15 protein-coding genes and 1 pseudogene are annotated in these 19578 nt (G+C 73.5%); 11 read left to right on the top strand and 5 right to left on the bottom strand.

The window, feature by feature from the left end; translation table 11 throughout:
- Positions 1–14 precede the first annotated feature (14 nt).
- The 6 genes from ACFY04_RS10380 (at position 15) to ACFY04_RS10355 (ending at position 9136) form a co-directional block, all read left to right on the top strand.
- The gene (locus tag ACFY04_RS10380) at positions 15–932 is read left to right on the top strand and encodes a sulfurtransferase (RefSeq protein WP_389115556.1); all 918 of its coding nucleotides are present in this window, start codon (positions 15–17) and stop codon (positions 930–932) included.
- A gap of 93 nt (positions 933–1025) precedes the next feature.
- Positions 1026–1793 carry a DUF4097 domain-containing protein gene (locus ACFY04_RS10375; RefSeq protein ID WP_389115554.1) on the top strand — a complete coding sequence of 256 codons (768 nt, stop codon included), beginning with the start codon at positions 1026–1028 and terminating at the stop codon, positions 1791–1793.
- Positions 1794–1977: 184 nt separating this feature from the next.
- Entirely contained in the window at positions 1978–2739 is a 762-nt protein-coding gene (locus tag ACFY04_RS10370; protein WP_389115553.1) for a hypothetical protein, read from the top strand.
- 13 nt (positions 2740–2752) lie between these two features.
- On the top strand, positions 2753–5998 hold the full coding sequence (locus ACFY04_RS10365; RefSeq protein ID WP_389115551.1) for a hypothetical protein: 3246 nt from the start codon (positions 2753–2755) through the stop codon (positions 5996–5998).
- Between the two features lie 175 nt (positions 5999–6173).
- Complete coding sequence (lon, locus tag ACFY04_RS10360) at positions 6174–8579, top strand: endopeptidase La (protein ID WP_389115548.1); 2406 nt, start codon at positions 6174–6176, stop codon at positions 8577–8579.
- A 116-nt stretch (positions 8580–8695) separates the two neighbouring features.
- Positions 8696–9136 carry a MarR family winged helix-turn-helix transcriptional regulator gene (locus ACFY04_RS10355; protein WP_030013696.1) on the top strand — a complete coding sequence of 147 codons (441 nt, stop codon included), beginning with the start codon at positions 8696–8698 and terminating at the stop codon, positions 9134–9136.
- A 22-nt stretch (positions 9137–9158) separates the two neighbouring features.
- On the opposite strand, the gene ACFY04_RS10350 is transcribed toward ACFY04_RS10355, so the two are convergent.
- Positions 9159–9932 carry a protein phosphatase 2C domain-containing protein gene (locus tag ACFY04_RS10350; RefSeq protein ID WP_389115547.1) on the bottom strand — a complete coding sequence of 258 codons (774 nt, stop codon included), beginning with the start codon at positions 9930–9932 and terminating at the stop codon, positions 9159–9161.
- A gap of 398 nt (positions 9933–10330) precedes the next feature.
- Between ACFY04_RS10350 and ACFY04_RS10345 the strand changes: the two genes are divergently transcribed.
- Genes ACFY04_RS10345 through ACFY04_RS10325 form a run of 5 tightly spaced genes read left to right on the top strand, consistent with a single transcriptional unit; the run spans position 10331 to position 16085 of the window.
- Complete coding sequence (locus ACFY04_RS10345; protein WP_389115546.1) at positions 10331–13300, top strand: nitrate- and nitrite sensing domain-containing protein; 2970 nt, start codon at positions 10331–10333, stop codon at positions 13298–13300.
- Positions 13297–13782: a roadblock/LC7 domain-containing protein gene (locus ACFY04_RS10340; protein ID WP_189743199.1), complete on the top strand. Its 486-nt coding sequence runs from the start codon at positions 13297–13299 to the stop codon at positions 13780–13782. The genes ACFY04_RS10345 and ACFY04_RS10340 overlap by 4 nt, the downstream gene beginning before the upstream one ends.
- Positions 13779–14168: a DUF742 domain-containing protein gene (locus ACFY04_RS10335; protein WP_109781348.1), complete on the top strand. Its 390-nt coding sequence runs from the start codon at positions 13779–13781 to the stop codon at positions 14166–14168. Before ACFY04_RS10340 ends, ACFY04_RS10335 begins: the two co-directional genes overlap by 4 nt.
- On the top strand, positions 14149–14781 hold the full coding sequence (locus ACFY04_RS10330; protein ID WP_389115544.1) for an ATP/GTP-binding protein: 633 nt from the start codon (positions 14149–14151) through the stop codon (positions 14779–14781). The genes ACFY04_RS10335 and ACFY04_RS10330 overlap by 20 nt, the downstream gene beginning before the upstream one ends.
- A 26-nt stretch (positions 14782–14807) precedes the next feature.
- Complete coding sequence (locus ACFY04_RS10325; RefSeq protein ID WP_389115542.1) at positions 14808–16085, top strand: styrene monooxygenase/indole monooxygenase family protein; 1278 nt, start codon at positions 14808–14810, stop codon at positions 16083–16085.
- On the opposite strand, the gene ACFY04_RS10320 is transcribed toward ACFY04_RS10325, so the two are convergent.
- The 4 genes and pseudogenes from ACFY04_RS10320 to ACFY04_RS10305 form a co-directional block, all read right to left on the bottom strand.
- A complete protein-coding gene (locus tag ACFY04_RS10320) occupies positions 16019–17206 on the bottom strand; it encodes an NlpC/P60 family protein (protein ID WP_389115540.1) in 1188 nt (395 codons plus the stop codon). The genes ACFY04_RS10325 and ACFY04_RS10320 overlap by 67 nt on opposite strands.
- 424 nt (positions 17207–17630) lie before the next feature.
- A pseudogene (locus ACFY04_RS10315) lies at positions 17631–18559 on the bottom strand (alpha/beta hydrolase).
- A 135-nt stretch (positions 18560–18694) separates the two neighbouring features.
- Positions 18695–19075 carry an SHOCT domain-containing protein gene (locus tag ACFY04_RS10310; protein WP_389115539.1) on the bottom strand — a complete coding sequence of 127 codons (381 nt, stop codon included), beginning with the start codon at positions 19073–19075 and terminating at the stop codon, positions 18695–18697.
- Positions 19075–19482 (bottom strand): DUF6325 family protein, encoded by a 408-nt coding sequence (locus ACFY04_RS10305; RefSeq protein WP_189743182.1) that lies wholly within the window; start codon positions 19480–19482, stop codon positions 19075–19077. The genes ACFY04_RS10310 and ACFY04_RS10305 overlap by 1 nt, the downstream gene beginning before the upstream one ends.
- Positions 19483–19578: the final 96 nt, after the last annotated feature.

Raw genomic sequence — 19578 nt, 5'->3', positions numbered from 1 at the left:
GCCGGAGGTGCCGCATGACCCAGCCCCAGGACGCCGCGTCCGAAGCGCAGCCCGGAGCGCAGCCCGAGGCGCTGCCCGGAGCGTCGTCCGGACCGCTTCCCGGGCCCCTGCCCGGACCGCTCGTCGGGATCGACTGGCTCGCCGGGCGGCTGGGTGCGCCCGGCCTGGTCCTCTTCGACGCCTCCGTCGGCGCCCACCGCGCCGCGGCCCACCGGATCCCGGGCGCCCGCCCCTTCGACCTCGACGGGCCCCTGTCCGACCACACCGCGCCCGCCCCGCACACCATGCCCGGGGCCCCGGAGTTCACCGAGGCGATGCGCGCCCTCGGCGTCGACGACTCGGACACCGTCGTCGTCTACGACGGCGCCGGCATCTACTCCAGCGCCCGCGCCTGGTGGATGCTGCGCGCCATGGGCTTCGACCGGGCCGCCGTCCTCGATGGGGGACTGCCCGCCTGGACCGCCGCCGGCCTGCCGGCCTCGGCCACCGGCCCGGCGTACGAGGGCCCGCGCGGCTCCTTCACCGCCCGGCCCCGGGCCGGGCTGCTGGTCGGCAGCGCCGCCGTCGCGCGGGCCCTGACCGACCCGGCCGCGGCCGTCCTCGACGCCCGCACGCGGGAACGCTTCACCGGTACCGCCCCGGAACCCCGCCCGGGCCTGCGCGGCGGCCACATGCCGGGCGCGGTCAACCTGCCGTTCGCCGCACTCCAGGACACGAACGGTCTGATGCGGCCGGCCGGGGAACTGCGCGCCGCCTTCCGGGCGCTGACGGGGGGACGGGAACGGCTCTACCTCAGCTGCGGCTCCGGGGTGACCGCCTGCGTGCTGGCCCTCGGCGCCGACCTCGCCGGGTACCGGGAGATCGCGGTGTACGACGGCTCCTGGAGCGAGTGGGGCATGCCCTCTGAACTCCCCGTGACCACCGGCCGGTAGTGGATGGGGGACGGGGGACGGGGGGTAGCCCCACCAGGGGTCCGGGTGGGAGCCCCATCGGCCCGGGGCACGCTCCCGATCCAGAATCGGATCATGACCTCTCACGCCACGTCCGCCCGCACGGCCCGCACCGCGATCGCCGCCCTCGGCGCCGGCCTCCTCCTGGCCGGCTGCTCCTTCTCCGGCGGTGCCTTCGCGGACGACGCCTACAAGACGGCGGCCGCCGATGCCACGGTCACCGAGGCGGTCACGGCGGTGAAGGTGACGGGGGCCCGGTCCGGCTCGATCGACGTCACCCCCGGGACCGGCCCCGGAGTCACGGTCCACCGCACCGTCCACTACCGCGGGGACACCGTTCCGGCGACCGGCCAGAAGGTCACCGCAGGCGTACTGACCTTCAGCGACAACTGCTCCGGGAACTGCTACATCGACTACCGGCTGGAGGTTCCGGCCGCGGCCACGGTCGAGCTGGAGAGCTCCAGCGGCGACATCGCGGTGAGGGGCGTGGCGGGCGCCGACGTGGAGGCCGACTCCGGCACGGTCACGGCCGGCCGGATCGGCGGCCCGCTGAAGGTCCGTACCTCCTCGGGCGAGATCACCGCCACCGAGCTGTCCGGCCCGAGCGCCGAGATCCGCTCGTCCTCGGGCAACGCCCGCCTGGACTTCACGAAGGCCCCGTCGTCGGTGCTCGCCGAGACCAGCTCGGGCGACGTCACGCTGAAGGCCCCGCAGGCCCCGTACCGCGTCAAGGTCTCCACCGACTCCGGCGCCCGCGACATCACCCTGCCCGACGACGCCTCGGCCCCCTCCCGCATCTCGGTGGAGACCACGTCGGGCGACATCCGCGTCTCCGCGGTCTGACCGTCCTGTCCGGCGGGGCTCGGGGCTCAAGTGCTCGGGGCCTGGCGGCGACATCACTCGATCGGGCGAGGGATCGACCGTTCCGCCGCCCAGGGAGAAGCTCGGGCCATACCCTCACGGACCATGAAGAGCACCCGCCGCGGGGGCGGCGAGGGGTGGCTTGGATCGTCTTTCGGGGGGTTCGGTGATCGAGAAGATCGTGGTCGGCGCCGCTGTGGCGCTGCTCGGCTGGACAGCCCGGACGCTGGTGCAGAACCGGCGTCATCTGTCCCTGCTGCGGCTGCTGCTCACACCCCGCCGCAGCATCCGGGTCTCGGTGGCCGTCCTGTTGTGCGTGCAGGACGAGGACCACTACGTCCTCTTCGGTTCCCCCACCCGGCCGGGATCGTTCGGACCGCCGGGCGGAGTCGTGAAGTACCACGAGTCGGAGCGCGGCGGCGTCAAGAAGCTGCGGTTCGAACCGGAACCCCGCACGAACGCCGTGATGAAGCACGACCTGCGCGGCTTCCTCCCGGCTGTCATGGTGCCGGGTTTCGCCCGGTGGCTGCACCGCGGCACGGGCCGGGAGCCCTCGACGGACTGCCTGCGCCGCGAGCTCGTGGAGGAACTCGGCGAGGTCGGCCGTCCCGACCTGACACACCTGTCGCAGGCGGTGGGCTTCTCCCTGGTCCGCAAGGTGATCGACGGACCGCGGAAGGTCCCCGGCGAGCAGTACCGGCAGATCCGGTTCCTCGAGGTGTACGACCTCCTGCGCGACCGGCCCGAGGCCGAGGAGCTGCGCGCCGCCCTGCTCGCCTCGTCCCGGGACCCCGGTGATTCCCAGGTGATCGGCGCGACCCGGCAGGAAATCCTGCGAGGCAGGTCCGGACCTCACCAGATCCTGCCGCAGTCCGCCTTCCTCGTCGGCGACCGACGCGTGCGCGAGGACATCCAGCCCGTGCGCTGAGAGGCAGTACCACGTGAACGACCCCTTGGCCCTGCTGCACGGCGAAGCCGCGGCCCTCAACATCGACCTCACCCCGGACCTGCTCGGCCGGGTCATGGCCTGTTTCGGCGAAGGCGTCTTCGCGAAGCTGCTGGACCCGAACGCCGGTGCCACGGCCCTCGCGGAGGTCTGGAAGGCGACGTACAACAAACTCGAATTCGAGAACGCCGTCATCGTCTGCCTCGCCCTGCGCAGGGTGATGGAACTCGGACCTTCCCGGCTCCGGCCGCATCTCGGCGACCTCCGGTGGAAAGCGACCTGGTGCCACATCCACCTCTACCTGGCGGGCTCCCTGTACCAGCAGTCCAAGGAACGGATGGGCACGGGCTCGGGCGATGCGGTCCGACCGATGCTCACCGAGGCCCTGCGCTGCTGGGACACCGTCGAACCGAACGACGTCCACCTCGCCAAGGGCGAACCGGGCCGGATCTGGCGCGGGATGCGTGGCGTCACCCGCCTCGTCCTCGCCCGTCAGGACGCGTCCCCGCTCGCCCTGCTGCACGGCGCGAGGACCGACCTGCGCCTCGCCGAGCAGCGCGGCGACACCACCGCCGAGCACTTCGCCTTCCACCTGGAGGTCCTCTACCGGCTGGCACAGGACCCGGCGGAACTCCCCACCCTGTGGATCGAGGCCGACCAACTCGCCACCCGGGCCGCGCCCCATGTCTCCGGTTCCTTCACCTGGCTGTGCGCGCTCGGCGAACTGCACCTGCGCAAGGCCCAGTCGGTGGTGAGCGCCGAAGACGAGCCGCTGTTCGAAGGCCCCGCCCAGGCGACACCCGACGGCGAGCCGGGCGTCTCGGACGCCCTTGACGAAGACCCGGCCGCCGACCGCCGCACGGCCACGCTGGAGGCCTACGAAGAAGCAATCCGGAACTTCCAGGAGGCACAGGACCGGGCCACCGGCCGGGAACACGGCTTCCGGCTCGTCATGCTGCGCCACAACCACGGTGTCGCCCGAGCGGGCATCGCCCGTACCCTCCAGGCACTCAGGCGCATCGACGAGGCCCGGGCGCACTACGCCACCGCGATCGAGGACATGCGCTGGAGCGCCTCCCACGACACACCGGTCCTGGGCTCCGCCTTCCCCTCGGCACTGATCGACTACGCCCTCTGCCTGCACGGCGCCGAGGACTTCACGGCGGCGCACGCGCTCGCGCAGGAAGCCCGGCTGCTCATCGCCCAGGCGGACACGGCCGACCTCGCGCGCGTGAGCGCCACACCGACGACCCTGCACACACCGCGGGACACGGCCCCGGCCGCGACCCGTTCCTGGCTGTCCGCCCGAATGGGGAGGCTGTACGTACGGTTGGACTGGCTGCGGCGAACGGTGGACGGTGCGGCCGCCGGGGACCTTGAAGCACCCTCGTTCGACAACCTGGTCGCACAGGCCTACGCCTGCTTCGGCGACGCCGTCCGCGAGACGACCGTCCGCTGTCGGCGCAACGAGTTCGATCTCGGCAAGGCCGCGCTGTACCACGCCAAGGCCCTCCTCGCGGAGACGGGGGATTCCGAGGCCGCCGTCATGCTGCTGCACGAGGCACGCGAAGTCCTGCTGGCGTGCATCGAGGAACCGGCCGCGGCGGACGACGCGCCCCTCACGACGGCCGCCCCGGTGGAGCAGCCGCTCGTCCGTGAGAGCGTGACCCGCTACCTCGGCAAGACCTGCCTGCGCCTGCACACGCTGACCCAGGACGAGGCCCACCTCCGGGAGGCGGTGGACTGGCTGGAGCAGACCAGCACGGCGGACGACGCGGCCGGCGACGTCCAGGGCATGCTGGGCGACGCGTACCTCCGTCTGGCGCGCGCCGGAGGCAGCATCCACGACCTGCGCACCGCGCTGGAGCACAAGGCGCGGGCCCGCGAGGCGGGGGACCATTCCCGCGAGAACCTCAGTGTGTCGGCAGCCGGTCATCATCGGCTGTGGCACTCGACCCGGGAACCGCAGGAGTTCGTGACGGCGGTCGATCTGGCGCTGCAGGCCTTTCGGCTCGACCGGGACTGGCCGTGGCCCCTGATGCAACTCGCCGCCATGGCCGGTGCGCCGGCCCCGGTGACGGCGCCGCCGAAACAGCCGGCGGCCGGCGGGTCCGGGCCCGGGGATGCCGAGACGGATCGACTCCGTGCCGCCGTGTGGGCCGGCGACCGGGACCTGTTCTACGAGCGGGCGGCGCGGACAGCCGTGCATTCGCAGCCCTTTCGCAGGGCGGTGCTCGGCGGGCGGTCGCAGACCTTCGTCCTCGACGACCCGCACCGGCTCCTGTCCACCACCCTGGTGCTGAAGCCGACCTACCACGCCGAAGCGGAGGCCGAACGGTCCCACCTCGGCTCCTTGCGGAAGTACCTGCGCGACACCGCCGCCCCCCGCTGGATGCGGCTGCCGGAGGTACTCGCCCTGGTGGACCTGCCGCCCGACTTCGCCAACAACCGCGAACTGCCCCCGGACACCGCCCTCGCCTCCCGCCGCGCCGTGGGCCGCAGCCTCGCAGGCGTCATCGCCGACGCGTACGAAGGCCGCGGACGGTCGCCGCGCGAGCTGGTGGGCAACGCCCTGCGGTATCTGGCCCGCATCCACGTGTGGTCGAGCGGAATCGCGTCTCCGGGCGGCCCCGGGGACGCGGCCCGCGCGCACGCCGCCGTGGCGGCCGAACTGGAGAAGCGAGCCACCAAACTCGCCCTCCCCGACACCCGCGGACTGGTGGAACGCTGGGAGGCCGCGGTCCGGTGGCCTTTGGCGTCGGTACCCGGCCGGGACGCGCACGCGGAGAACTGGCTGATCACCGACGCCCGCGACGTGGTGGCCCTCGATCTGGAGCCCCACGGGCGCTTCCCGCTGCTCTACGAAGTGGTGCAGCTGATCGAGGACCACGCGGCACTGAGCCTGAAGGAGAGCGGCTGGCCGGAGCGGGAGGCCTTGTGCCGGGTGTATCTGGACGAGCTCATGGCCCTGGGTCACCGGGACACCGTGGCAGCCTCCGACGTACTCCCGGCCTATCAGGCGTTCGCACTGGTCAGAGCGGTCTTCCTGGTGGAGCACCTGACGGTCGGTCGATCCGGCCCCACCCCGACGAAGCCCGCGCCGGAATCGACCGGCTCCCGCCGCTGGGCCGGCCGCCGCCTCGCGCACGCCCACGCGCTGGTGGAGCACTGCGCCGCCACCGTGACCGACACCCGGCTGCGCGACACGGCGCTGAGCCTGGAGGCACTGCTGCCCGGGTGACCGGCGGCCGAGTCGCCCTGTCGTGCCGGCGCCCTCGGTCGGACGGCCGGGCCCGTGCGTCGCGGGAGGACAGCGGTCCGACGCGTTCGCCCCGGGCGAACGGGCCTTGGGGAACAACAGGAGGCGCACATGCATTGAGTCGGCAGAGCTCAACTTCACTGCCGGAGGGAAGATCATGGCTTCGACGTCCGTCACACTCACCCTGCCCGTGCTGCCGCTCGACGACGAGGTCGTGCTGCCCGGAATGGTCGTACCGCTGGACCTGTCCGACACCGAGGTACGCGCCGCCGTGGAGGCGGCACAGGCCGCCGCCGGCAAGAGCGGCAGCGGCAAACCCCGGGTCCTGCTCGTGCCGCGCATCGACGGTACGTACGCCGGGACCGGTGTGCTCGGCACCGTCGAACAGGTCGGCCGGCTCTCCGGCGGGGACCCCGGGGCCCTCATCCGCGGCCTCGGCCGGGTCCGCATCGGGGCCGGGACCACTGGCCCCGGGGCCGCGCTCTGGGTCGAGGGCGAGACCGTCGACGAGACGGTGCCCGATCCGCTGCCCGGGGCGGTCACCGAGCTCGTCAAGGAGTACAAGGCACTCGCCACCAGCTGGCTCAAGAAGCGCGGCGCCTGGCAGGTCGTGGACCGGGTCCAGCAGATCGAAGGCGTGTCCGCGCTCGCGGACAACTCAGGGTACTCGCCCTTCCTGACGGTCGAGCAGAAGGTCGAACTGCTGGAGACCGCCGACCCGGTCGCCCGCCTCAAGCTCGCCGTCAAGGCGCTCAGCGACCACCTCGCCGAGCAGGACGTGGCCGAGTCCATCGCCAAGGACGTCCAGGACGGCGTCGACAAGCAGCAGCGCGAGTTCCTGCTCCGGCGGCAGCTGGAGGCCGTACGCAAGGAACTGCGCGAGCTGAACGGCGAGAAGGACGGCGAGGAGTCCGACGACTACCGCTCCCGCGTCGAGGCCGCCGACCTCCCCGAGAAGGTACGGGAGGCCGCGCTCAAGGAGGTCGAGAAGCTGGAGCGGTCCAGCGACCAGAGCCCGGAGGGATCCTGGATCCGGACCTGGCTGGACACCGTGCTGGAACTGCCCTGGAACGAGCGCACCGAGGACGAGTACGACATCCGGGGGGCCCGGGCCGTGCTCGACGCCGAGCACGCGGGCCTCGGCGACGTGAAGGACCGCATCACCGAGTACCTCGCCGTCCGCAAGCGGCGCGGCGAGCGCGGCATGGGCGTCATCGGCGGCCGCCGCGGCGGCGCCGTCCTCGCCCTCGTCGGGCCGCCCGGCGTCGGCAAGACCTCGCTGGGCGAGTCCGTGGCCCACGCCATGGGCCGCAAGTTCGTCCGCGTCGCCCTCGGCGGCGTCCGCGACGAGGCCGAGATCCGCGGCCACCGCCGGACCTACGTCGGCGCCCTGCCCGGCCGCATCGTCCGGGCGATCAAGGAGGCCGGGTCGATGAACCCGGTGGTCCTCCTCGACGAGATCGACAAGGTGGGCTCCGACTTCCGCGGCGACCCGGCGGCCGCGCTGCTGGAGGTCCTCGACCCGGCGCAGAACCACACATTCCGCGACCACTACCTGGAGGTGGAACTGGACCTCAGCGATGTCGTCTTCCTGGCCACCGCCAACGTCCTGGAAGCCATCCCCGAGGCCCTGGCCGACCGGATGGAGCTCGTCCGGCTCGACGGGTACACCGAGGACGAGAAGGTCGTCATCGCCCGCGACCACCTGCTGCCGCGCCAGCTGGAGCGCGCCGGGCTCGGCCGCGACGAGGTGGTGCTGGGGGAGGACGCCCTGCGCAAGCTGGCCGGGGAGTACACCCGCGAGGCGGGCGTACGCACCCTGGAGCGGTCCCTCGCCCGCCTCCTGCGCAAGGTCGCCTCGCAGCACGAACTGGGCGAGCGGGAGCTGCCCCTGAGCATCGGCGCCGACGACCTGCGAGCCCTGATCGGGCGCCCGCACCACGTGCCGGAGTCCGCCCAGGACCCGGCCGAGCGGCGCACCGCCGTCCCCGGCGTGGCCACCGGCCTCGCGGTGACCGGCGCGGGCGGCGACGTGCTGTTCGTGGAGGCCTCGCTCGCCGACCCGGAGACGGGCGCGGCCGGCCTGACCCTCACCGGCCAGCTCGGCGACGTCATGAAGGAGTCGGCGCAGATCGCCCTGAGCTTCCTGCGCTCCCACGGCGCGGAACTGGAGCTCCCGGTCGCCGACCTGAAGGGCCGGGGCGTGCACATCCACTTCCCGGCGGGCGCCGTGCCCAAGGACGGTCCGAGCGCGGGCATCACCATGACCACCGCACTCGCCTCGCTGCTCTCCGGGCGGCAGGTGCGCACGGACGTGGCCATGACCGGCGAGGTCTCGCTGACCGGGCGGGTCCTGCCGATCGGCGGGGTGAAGCAGAAGCTGCTCGCCGCGCACCGGGCCGGGCTGACCACCGTCATCATCCCGAAGCGCAACGAGGCCGACCTGGACGACGTCCCGGCCGAGGTGCTGGAGAAGCTGGAGGTGCACCCGGTGACGGACGTGCGCCAGGTCCTGGAGCTCGCCCTGGCCCGGGCGGAGGCCGCGGTCGTCGCGGCGGCCTGACCCGTGCACACGGCCCGGTGTCCCGCTCCGGCGGGGTACCGGGCCGTCGGCACACCCGCTGCGAAATACTGGCCCCGCATCCACGTGGGTGCCACACATCATCGAAGGAGCGGGACGTGCACGGGAGCGAAGACCAGGAGTTCCTTGCCCTGGAGCGGGAGCTGTCCGTCTTCCTCCGGCGGGCCCGCGCCTCCTCGGGCGAGATGGCCCGCGAGCTCCACCCCGAGCTGGAGCCGGCCGCGTACGGGCTCCTCGTACGCCTGGAGGCAGCCGGCCGGCAGCGGGCCACCGAGCTCGCCGCCTACTTCGGGGTCGGCAAGGCCACGATGAGCCGGCAGCTGCGGGCCCTGGAGGTGCTCGGCCTGGTGGCCCGCGAGCCGGACCCCGCCGACGGCCGGGCCTCCCTGGTCGGCCTCACGGAGGAGGGCCGGGAGCGGTTCCTGCGGGTCCGCGGAGCGCGGCGCGAGCAGTACATGCGCAAGCTCGCCGACTGGGACCGCGGCGAGGTGGCGGAACTGGCCCGGCTGCTGAACCAGTTGAACGCGGGCGCGGAGTAGGCCCGCTCGGACCGGGGACCGCTCAGAGCTCCGCGTAGACCGCCGACGCGTCGTCGTGCCGCTTGTGCCGGGCCGACGGGCGGGCCGCGTCGGACTCGATGGCACGCACCCGGCCGATCAGGCCCTGCGCACCCTCCTTCCGCAGCACCGCCAGGCAGTCGGCCCAGTCGCCCTGCCCGAAGGTGTCGGTCCACCGGCTCGCCCCGTCCGTGAGCGCGGCCACCGCCCGCACCCGCCCGCGCGGGGTGCGCCCCGTCACCGCCCGGGCCGCCACCGCCGGGTCCGCGGCCGCCGTGAAGAAGCCGCCCTCCGCGTTGCGCAGGGCGTCCGTCGCGGCCACCGAGCACAGCACCTCCCGCGGGATCCGGTCCAGCCGGTCGTCGAGCACCGCCGTCACCTCGCCGCCGGGCGCCTGCAGGAGCAGTACGGAGTCCGAGAGGACGAGGTGTTCCACGTACTCCGCGTCCCAGCGGACCACGACGACCGTCGCCTGCGGGGTGCGCACGTGAGAAAGGTCACAGGTGTCCCGGTGGGCTTCGGCCGTGGCGCGGACGGACTCGGCCAGAACCTGATCGAGCGGCATGTCCCGCCGCGATCCGGACAGTTCGGTCAATCGACCGCCGAGGCGGGCGGTGAACCAGGGCACTCCGTGCACGCATCCGTCGTCGCCGCGCGGCGGGGTGACCCCGTCCAGGACCACCAGGACGCCGCCGCCCGAAGCGGGGATCGCGGCCGACACCCAGTCCTCATTGGGGCGTTCCTGGTGGCCGGGGGCCGAGGCGAGGTCGATGCGCATACCCGCATTCTGCCGCGCGGGGGACGGCGGACGAGGGAAGGTCCGTACCAAATCGGGTGCGCGCGGGCGGCCCCGTACGCCCCCCTCCCGGGGCGGGCCGCGAGGGCCGGGGTGCCGGGGCGGTCTTGTGGGCGGGCATACTGCCAAAGCCCATATCGATCTTTCAACCACCTGTCCACGGAGACGTTCCGGCACAGGGTGCCCGAGTTGGTCGGCAACTCATCCTTGATGTTCACTCGTTCGGGTGGCCGGTTGGGTGATGTGCGGCTCTCTCCCCAGCACGCTGCAAAGGTCTGAGGCGGTACGAGGGGGCAGGGGGCGTTTACTTGTTGACCGGCCGTTACCTCGGCCACACGAGTAGACGAGCAAGAGCAACACGTACAGGATTGCGAGCACCGGTGCAGAAGAAGCGGTCTCGGAAGAACGGCACCGCCGCCGACGGCCCGGCCCCCGCAGGACGCCGCGTCCGCGTGCGCCGCAGGCTGGTCGTAGGCGTGGCCGTCGCCGGCCTCACCGTCCTCGCGGCAGGCGCGCCCGCCGTCGTCTCCGCGTCGAGGGAACTGAACGACTCCCAGCACCTGGTCACCCTCGCGGATCGGACCCGGCAGACCCTCACCCTCACGCACCTCCTCGGTGACGAGCGTGACGCGGCCGTCGAGTACGCCGCCAAGGGCCGGCCCGGCACGGCCAAGGCACCCGTCCAGGAGCGCATCGCCGGGACCGACCGGCAGCTCGCCGAGGTCCAGGCCGAGGCCGACGAGGCGACCGCCCAGGCCCTCGCCCGGGTACGGACCGTCCGCGCCGAGGCCGTCGACGGCAAGGGCAGCGCCCTCGCCGTCCACCAGGCCTACGCCGGGGTCATCGCGGAACTCCTCGCCCCGGGCGACCGGCTCGCCGTGCTGACCCCGCCGCGCGCCGAGGCCGCCCTCACCACCACCCGCCCGCTGGCCCCGCTGGGACAGGCCGTGGAACAGGCCTCGGCCACCCGCGGACTGCTGCTCGCCGCGCTGTCCGTCCCCCGCGGCGAGCAGCCCCCCAACTCGGCCGTGGTCGACGAACTCACCACCGCCGCCCAGCGGGCCCGCGTACGGGAACAGGCCGCTCTCGACGACTTCGCGCGGGCCGCGCGGCCCGATGTACGCCAGACCCTGGCCGCCACCGTCACCGGCCCCGAGGTCAAGACGGCCGACGACTTCCTCAAGCGGCTCACCGACCGGCCCACCCTGACGCCCGCCGACCGCAAGACCGACGGGCCCACCGTCGGCACCGCGCTGACCGCCCGCATCGACCGCATGCGCACCGTGGAAGCCACCCTCGCGGGCGAACGGGCCACCGCCCTGGCCACGCTGCGCGACGACGACGTGACCCGGCTCGAGATCGTGATCGCGCTGCTGGGCCTGCTGTTCCTGCTCGCCGTCGGCGTCTCGACCGCCGTGGCGCGGTCGCTGACCCGGCCGCTGTCGGTCCTGCGCCGCGGCGCGGAGCGGCTGGCCACCCCGGAGGGCTCGGTGGAACCGGTCCGGTTCACGGGCCGCAACGACGAGTTCGCCGAGGTCGTGCGCCACCTGAACGCGGTGCGCGACCAGACGGTCGCCCTGCACACCCGGATCGCCGGGCTCGACGCCGACCGGCGCCGGATCGTCGGCCGCAGCGAGGCGCTGGCCGCAGGCCGGGACGAGCTGGAGGAAGAACTGACGACGCTGCGCGCGGGGCTGGAGGAGCACCGGCGCATCATGTCGACGACCTCCGTCTCGCTGTCGCTGCGAACCCTGGGCCTGGTGGAGCGCCAGCTCGCGGTCATCGAGGAGCTGGAGTCCAAGGAACAGGACCCCGACCGGCTGGCGACCCTCTTCAAGCTGGACCACCTGGCGACCGTGATGCGCCGCCACAACGAGAACCTGCTGGTCCTCGCCGGGCAGGAACACGGACACGGGCAGGGCCTGCCGGTGCCGCTGGTCGACGTGATGCGGGCCGCCGTCAGCGAGATCGAGCGCTACGAGCGCGTCGAACTCGCCGCGCTGCCCTCGTACACCCAGGTCGCGGGGCACGCCGCCGACGACATCTCGCACGTGCTGGCCGAGCTGCTGGAGAACGCGACCACGTTCTCCCCGCCGGACGTCAAGGTGAAGGTCTCCGGCTGGCTGCAGGGCTCCGGTGACGTGGTGCTGTCCGTCGTGGACGAGGGCATCGGCGTCACCGAGGACCGCCTGGAATCGCTGAACACCCGGCTGTCCACGCCCGAGGCCTACGACGAGGAACCCGAGGCGGAACACGGCCTCGGCCTCGGCCTGTACGTGGCCGGACGGCTCGCCGCCCGGCACGGGGTCACCGCCGAGCTGCGCACCCCGCGGCACGGCGGGACCGAGGCCCTGGTGGTCGTCCCGGCGGCGCTGCTGCCCACCACCCCGGTGGTCTCCCCGGTGCACGCCCTGGCCATGCCGGGCGCACCCGCGCTGCGGCTGCCCGGAGTGATAGCGGAGGCGAACGAGAACACCCTGCCGAAGCGGCGCCGGGGGACGCATGCCGCCCCGGACGTGGACGCGGAAGCGGACGCCGCTACGGAAGCGGAAGCGGCTGCGGAAGCCGAGGTCGAAGCCGAGGTGGAAGCCGAGGCCGAGGCGGTGGCTGCCGCCGAGATCGTCGCCGAGGAGCCGGTCGTCCCGGTTGCCGTCGAGCCGGAGCCGGAGCCGGAGCCGGAGCCGGAGCCCGCCGTCACGGCGGTCCCGATCACCCTGGCCGAGGCGCTCGCCGGGCCCGCCGTCGTCGCCGAGACCCCGGCGGAGCCGGAGTCCGCGCCCGCCGAGGCGGAGCCGGTGCCCGCCGACCAGGTGTTCGTCGCCGCGCCCCGCGCAGCCGAGCCCACCCCCGAGGAACAGCTGCTCGCGCGGGTCGTCCCCGACGCGGAGCCGGCCGCCTCGGGCGTGGCGGACACCACCGCACCCGTGGCCGAGGTACCGGAAGCCGAACCGGAGGCGGAGCCGCACACCCACGCCCCGGCCGGGGGCAACTGGCTCCCCCGCCAGGGCAGCCACCCGGCCGACCAGGCCGAGGGCGAAGGCGCCGTCACCGACAAGGGCCTGCCCAAGCGGACCCCGCGTGCCGTCCCCGCCAAGCGCCCGGCCCGTGACGACGCACGGCCCGAGCCGCCACGCCGCGTCGACGCCGAGGAGTTGCGGCGCCGGCTCGGAGGCTTCTACCAGGGAGCCCAGGACGGACGGCGCGTCGTCGCCGCCGAACTCGCCCAGGAGCAGGGGCCCGACCAAGCCCCTGACCAGGCGGTCGACCAGGCCCTCGACCAAGGGCCGACGCGGCGGCAGGGCCAGAGCAAGACCGACCGGGGGGACACCGCACAGGAGGCACGCACATGACCGCGCCCAGTACGTACGGACTGAGCACCCAGGCCCGCAACCTGCAGTGGCTGCTGACCGACCTGGTCGAGGAGGTACCCGGCGTCAACTCCGTCGCCGTCGTCTCCTCGGACGGGCTGCTGCTCCTGTCCTCCGACCCGGGAGCGGGCGCGGCCGAACCGGCCGACCGGCCCAAGCCCAGGGGCCCGCGCGGCGCCTCCGCCGACCTCGCCACCATCGTCTCCGGCCTCGGCAGCCTCACCACCGGCGCCGCGGCCCTCATGGAGACCGGCTCGGTCAAGCAGACCATGGTGGCGATGGAGCACGGCTCCGTCTTCGTCATGGCCATCAGCGACGGGTCACTGCTGGGCGTGCACGCCACCCCCGACTGCGACATGAGCGTCGTCGCCTACCACATGGCCCTGTTCGTCGGCCGCGCCGGCCACGTCCTGACCCCCGAAGTCCGCAGTGAGCTGCGCCAGTCGATGGAGAACACCCCGTGAGGAGTACGGCCTCCGACCGGCTGCCGATACGCGGCGCCGACCGCCGCCCCGCCCGCGTCCGCCCGTACTCCCTCACGGGCGGCCGCACCCGCTTCACGCAGGTCCTGCACGTCGAGACGTTCGTCGCCGCCCTGGACACGAAGGTCTCGGAGCCGCAGAAGCCCGACCGCATGCCCGAGATGCCCGCCATCGTCGAGGTCTGCCGTCGTATGCGGACCATCGCCGAGATAGCCGCGCTGCTGAAACTCCCGCTCGGCGTGGTCCGGGTCCTGGTCAGCGACCTCGCCGACCAGGGACGGATCCGCGTCTACGCAACGGGCCACGGCAGCGGCCGTCCCGAACGCGCGCTGCTGGAAAGGGTGCTCAGTGGTCTTCGCCGTCTCTGACAACCCGGTGTCCCTGCCGCAGTCGGACGACGACCCGGCCCAGCCCTGGCAGTACGACCGCTCCCGCGCACCCGTCGCTGTCAAGGTGCTGGTCGCGGGCGGTTTCGGCGTCGGCAAGACCACTTTCGTCTCCTCCGTCTCCGAGATCACCCCGCTGCGCACCGAGGCGGTGATGACCCAGGCGAGTGCCCCGACCGACGACCTGTCCGGCACCCCCGACAAGAACACCACCACCGTCGCGATGGACTTCGGCCGCGTCACCCTCGACGACGCCCTCGTCCTCTACGTGTACGGGACCCCCGGCCAGGAGCGGTTCTGGTTCATGTGGGACGACCTGGTGCGCGGCGCCATCGGCGGTCTCGTCCTGGCCGACACCCGCCGCCTGCGCGACTGCTTCCCGGCCCTCGACTACTTCGAGACCTGCGGTCTCCCGTACGCCGTCGCCGTCAACCACTTCGACGGCTCGCCGTCGTACGAGCCCGACGACGTGCGCGAGGCGCTCAGCGTCCCGCCCCACGTGCCCGTCGTGATCATGGACGCGAGGCGCCGCGACACGGTGGTCGAATCACTGCTCGCCCTGGTGGGCCACGCCCTCGACACCACCCCCGAATAGAGCACCCCGAACAGAGAGCGTGAGAGATGCGCAAGATACTTGTCGTGGGAGCCGGCCAGTCCGGTCTCCAGCTCGCCCTCGGACTCCAGTCGAAGGGGTACGAGGTCACCCTCATGTCCAACCGGACGGCGGACGAGATCCGCACCGGGCGGGTGATGTCCACGCAGTGCATGTTCGACACGGCCCTGCAGCACGAGCGCGATCTCCAGATCAACTTCTGGGAGCAGCAGGCCCCGAAGATCGAGGGCCTCGGCGTCTCCGTCGCCACCCCCGACGCCGGCCGCGCCATCGACTGGCTCGGCCGGCTCAAGGGGTACGCGCAGTCCGTCGACCAGCGCGTGAAGATGGCCGGCTGGCTCGACACCTTCGTGCAGCGGGGCGGGCAGCTGGTCATCCACGGCGCCTCGGTCGCCGACCTCGACTTCTTCTCCCGTACGTACGACCTGGTGCTGGTCGCCGCCGGCAAGGGCGAGCTGGTCTCGATGTTCGGGCGGGACGCGGCGCGTTCCCCGTACGACGCCCCGCAGCGCGCGCTCGCCGTCGCCTACGTGCACGGCCTGGGCCCGCGCCCGGAGCACCCGGAGACGGAAGCGGTCCGCTGCAACCTGGTCCCGGGCGTCGGCGAGCTGTTCGTCATGCCCACCCTGACCACCTCGGGCCGGGCGGACATCCTGTTCTGGGAGGGCATCCCGGGCGGTCCGCTGGACGTCTTCAACGGCGTCAAGGACCCGGCGGAGCACCTGGCGCTCACGCTGGGGCTGATGGAGAAGTTCGTGCCGTGGGAGTACTCCCGGGCGACGAAGGCGGAGCTGACCGACGCGGGCGCCACGCTCGCCGGGCGCTACGCGCCGGTCGTCCGCAACCCGATCGGGCGCCTCCCGGGCGGCGGCCTGGTGCTGGGCGTCGCGGACGTGGTCGTCGCGAACGACCCGATCACCGGGCAGGGCTCGAACTCCGCCGCGAAGTGCGCCGCCTCGTACCTGTCGTCGATCCTGATGCACGGGGACAAGCCGTTCGACGAGGCGTGGATGAAGGCCACCTTCGACAAGTACTGGTTCACCACGGGCAAGCCGGTGACCCAGTGGACGAACGCGATGCTGGGCGTCCCGCCGGAGCACGTACTGAACCTGATCGGCGCGGCCGGGCAGCTCCAGCCGGTGGCGAATCGATTCGCCAACGGCTTCGACAACCCGGCCGACTTCGACTCGTACTTCTACGACCCCGAGGACACCGCCGACTACCTGGCGGAGGTCGCCTCGTCCGCCGGGGCGTCCCCGGCGTCCGGAGCCTCCTCGGCGGAGTAGCCGGTATCGTCCCCCGCCTCGCCCGCCGCCGCCTCGGGCAGCACGGGCGGGGTGAACTCCGCCAGCGGGGTGCCGTCCGGGTCCGGCCGGACGGCCCCCAGCAGCGGGTTCGCGGCGATCGGCGAGACCTTGACCATGGCCCCCGGCCGCGGCGCCTGGATCACCTTGCCGTCGCCGACGTACAGGCCCACATGGGTGGCCTTGGGGAAGTAGACCACCAGGTCCCCGGGGCGCAGCTGGTCCAGCGGCACCTTCGGCAGCTGGGCCCACTGCTCCTGACTCGTCCGCGGGATGGAGCGCCCGGCGTGGGCCCAGGCCTGCGAGGTCAGCCCGGAGCAGTCGAAGGACCCCGGCCCCTCGGCACCCCAGACGTACGGCTTGCCGATCTGGGCCGCCGCGTAGGTGAGGGCGGCGCCGCCGGCCGCCGTGGGGGTGCCCGTACGCGTGGGGAGGCGGCCCGAATCGACCAGCTCCCGCTGCGCGGAGGCGGTGTTCTCGGCCTCCTGCGCGCCGAGCCGGGTGAGCTGGTCCGGGGTCAGGGCGGCGAGTACCCGCTCGACCTCCTTGAGCTGCGCCGCGACCTCGTCCTTGTGGATCTTCTGCTGCGCGGCCAGGGTCTGCCGGGTGTCCAGGGCTTTGCGGGCCCGTACGGCGACCGCGTCGGCCTTCTTCTCGCCCCGGGCGAGCCGGGCCAGTACGCCCGCCCGCCGGGCGCCCTCGCGGGCGGCGAGCCGACGCTGGTCCAGGGCGGCCTGCGGGTTCCCGGCGAGCAGCATCCGCGCGTACGTGGACAGCCCCTGGCCGCCCTGGTACTGCTCCCGGGCGAGCCGCCCGGCGATGGCCCTCTCGGAGTCGAGTGCCGTACGGGCCTTGCCGAGTTCGGCGGCGCGCAGCCGCTCCTCGGCCTGGCCGGCCCGGAGGGCCACGTCGGTGGCGTTGTAGGCTTCGGTGGCCTCCTCGGCCTTCTGGTACAGGCCCTGCAGGCGGGTGAGCAGCACCCCGACGGACTCCCCCTCGGGAAGCCCCGGCTCGGCCCCGGCCCCCGGGGCCGGCCCGGCGACGACGAGCACTGCGGCGATGCAGACGGCGCGAAGCGGCCGATAGGACAGCCGATGTGACATGGGATCACCTCCGAGGCGGCCGATGCTGCCACGCCCGGTATGACAAATCCCCCAACGGATTCGGCCGGTCGCCGGACCTCACCCGGTTGGGGGCGGGGTGGGGGCTCCGGGGGGGGCGGGGCAGGTCGGGCGGGACGGTCGGTCAAGGGTGGCCGCAGGCCATCACGCAGTGACGCGACGAAGGAGCGCCCTTGAGGGACCGGCCCGACACGGAGGGACGATGGGACTGATGGGAAACCCCCATACGCCACTCTGATGCCGGTCGGGCAGCTCCCGCTTTCCGAAGCCCCCGGCCCCACCACCCGACCCCGGCCGAGAGGCTCCCGTACACCCAAGCCACCGCCCGGCCCCCAGGGACACGGATGCGTGTGACCTACGTGTCCCCGCACCCGCACCCGCCCCCGCATCCGTCCCCGTTCGCGGGCTACGTGAGGATGCGCCGAAGCCAGCGGGTGCGGGCGTTGCGCGCGTCCTGGCTGAGGGCCGCCTCGGGGGCCAGGCTGTCGAAGCCGTGGAAGGCGCCCGGCCATACGTGCAGTTCGGCCTGGCCGCCGGCACGCCAGATCGCGTCGGCGTAGGCCACGTCCTCGTCCCGGAAGGTCTCGGCCGAACCGACGTCGATGTAGGCCGGGGGAGCCGGGACAAGTCCGTGGCGCGGGCGGGAGCGGCGTAGGGCGGCAGGTCCGCGGCACCGGACCGGTCGCCGAGGAGCGCCTGCCACGCGGTGGTGTTGGACGTGCGGTCCCAGATGTCGATGCCGGCCATCTGGTGGCTGGAGAAGGTGGTGTTGCGGTCGGCGAGCATCGGGCACAGGAGCAGCTGGCCGATCGGCGAGGGGCCGCCCCGGTCGCGGGTGAGCAGGGCGAGCGCCGCGGCGAGGCCGCCGCCCGCGCTCTTGCCGCCGATGACGATGCGGTCGGCGTCGATGCCGAGTTCGGCCGCGTGGCCGGCCGCCCAGACGAGGCCGGCGTAGCAGTCCTCGACCGGTTCGGGGTACTGCGCCCGGGGCGCCAGGCCGTATTCGACGGACATGACGGCCAGGCCGAGGGGGAGGGCCCACTCCCGCAGCAGCTGGGGGAGTACGGACGGGGCGTTGCCCATGACCATTCCGCCACCGTGCATGTAGTACAGCAGGGGGAGCGGGCCGGTGGTTCCGGCGGGCCGGGCGCTCACGAGCGTGACGTCCCGTCCCGGTACGCGCAGCTCGTCCACCTCGAAGAGTCCGTCGGCCCGGAGCTCCCGGACCGTCGGCCGGGGCCGGGTCGCGATGTCCCGTTCCTGCTGGGCCGCGAGGTTCTCCGGGGTGAGGGGGTCGCGTACCGCGTCCCCCAAAGCCGCAAGTACGAGGCTCAGTTCGGGGTCGCCTTCGCGGCGCCCACCGAGGGCTGACCCCCGGCCCGGCCGGCCCTGCCCTGCCCGACAAGCCCCTGCCCGACAAGCCCCTGCCCCGGCCCGGCCCGGCCCGACCAGACCCGGACCGCGCCTCCCTCAGCCGCGCAGCAGGCGGGCCTTGGCCGTCGTGAACTCCTGGGGGGTGAGCAGGCCCTCGCGGGCCAGGCCGGCCAGCTGGGTGAGCTCCGCCACCAGGCCGGCCGAGGGGGTCGGCCCGGCGGCCTCGGTGTGGTCCGGCGGGATGGCCGCCGCCGGCTCCGGTTCGATCGGCTGCGGGGGTTCCGGCGGCGCCCCGGGCGGCGGTTCGGCCGGTCCCACCAGGCCCACCGGGCCCGTGGGTGCCGGCTCCACGGCCCTCACCGAGCCCGCCGTCGGCTCAGTCGCTCCGGACGCCCGCGCCAGCAGGCCCCGCAGCAGCGGGTGCCCCGGCGGGCGGTTCGCCGCGCGGACCGTTACTCCCATCGGGCGGATGAACATCAGGCCACCCCCGCCCGCGGGTCCGCCGGCACCCGGTCCGGCGGGATGCGGACCGAGCCGACGATCCGGCCGCCCGCGGCCCGTACGGCGATCGCCGCGTCCTCGGCCCACAGGTGTTCGACGACGAGCAGCAGCGCGCAGCTCCCGCGTTCCAGCAGCCCCGCCGCCTCCTGGATGTCCTCCGGCCCGATCAGCCGCGCCACGTCCCGGCCCGTCAGCAGGCCGTTCAGCTCCACGAACTCGTCGAACTCGGCCGCCAGGACCTCTCCCGACGCCGTCCTCGTCGCCACGATCCCGTCGATCAGCCGGACCACCCCGGTCTTGCGCAGCCCCATCACGGCCTCGACCGCCGGGGCGCGCAGCTGCTCCTCCGGGAAGGCGAGGACGATGAATTCCACAGGTCCCATGCGCCTCGGCTCCTCACTTTCGATACTTCCGACCGTTTGTGACGACTCTTCGGCACACTACGGCATAAGCGGACATATCATCCGCCTGCTTGCTAC

It is taken from the genome of Streptomyces sp. NPDC001549 (genome assembly GCF_042894025.1).
GTDB classification, from domain to species: domain Bacteria; phylum Actinomycetota; class Actinomycetes; order Streptomycetales; family Streptomycetaceae; genus Streptomyces; species Streptomyces kutzneri.
This window is presented reverse-complemented; position numbering and strand designations above follow the sequence as displayed.

Excerpts from the sequence above, each read along its gene's own strand:
- ACFY04_RS10305 (WP_189743182.1), bottom strand. The coding sequence starts at position 19,482 with ATGGGACCTGTGGAATTCATCGTCCTCGCCTTCCCGGAGGAGCAGCTG.
- lon (WP_389115548.1), top strand. The coding sequence starts at position 6,174 with ATGGCTTCGACGTCCGTCACACTCACCCTGCCCGTGCTGCCGCTCGAC.
- ACFY04_RS10310 (WP_389115539.1), bottom strand. The coding sequence starts at position 19,075 with ATGTTCATCCGCCCGATGGGAGTAACGGTCCGCGCGGCGAACCGCCCG.
- ACFY04_RS10340 (WP_189743199.1), top strand. The coding sequence starts at position 13,297 with ATGACCGCGCCCAGTACGTACGGACTGAGCACCCAGGCCCGCAACCTG.
- ACFY04_RS10375 (WP_389115554.1), top strand. The coding sequence starts at position 1,026 with ATGACCTCTCACGCCACGTCCGCCCGCACGGCCCGCACCGCGATCGCC.
- ACFY04_RS10320 (WP_389115540.1), bottom strand. The coding sequence starts at position 17,206 with ATGTCACATCGGCTGTCCTATCGGCCGCTTCGCGCCGTCTGCATCGCC.
- ACFY04_RS10380 (WP_389115556.1), top strand. The coding sequence starts at position 15 with ATGACCCAGCCCCAGGACGCCGCGTCCGAAGCGCAGCCCGGAGCGCAG.
- ACFY04_RS10325 (WP_389115542.1), top strand. The coding sequence starts at position 14,808 with ATGCGCAAGATACTTGTCGTGGGAGCCGGCCAGTCCGGTCTCCAGCTC.
- ACFY04_RS10350 (WP_389115547.1), bottom strand. The coding sequence starts at position 9,932 with ATGCGCATCGACCTCGCCTCGGCCCCCGGCCACCAGGAACGCCCCAAT.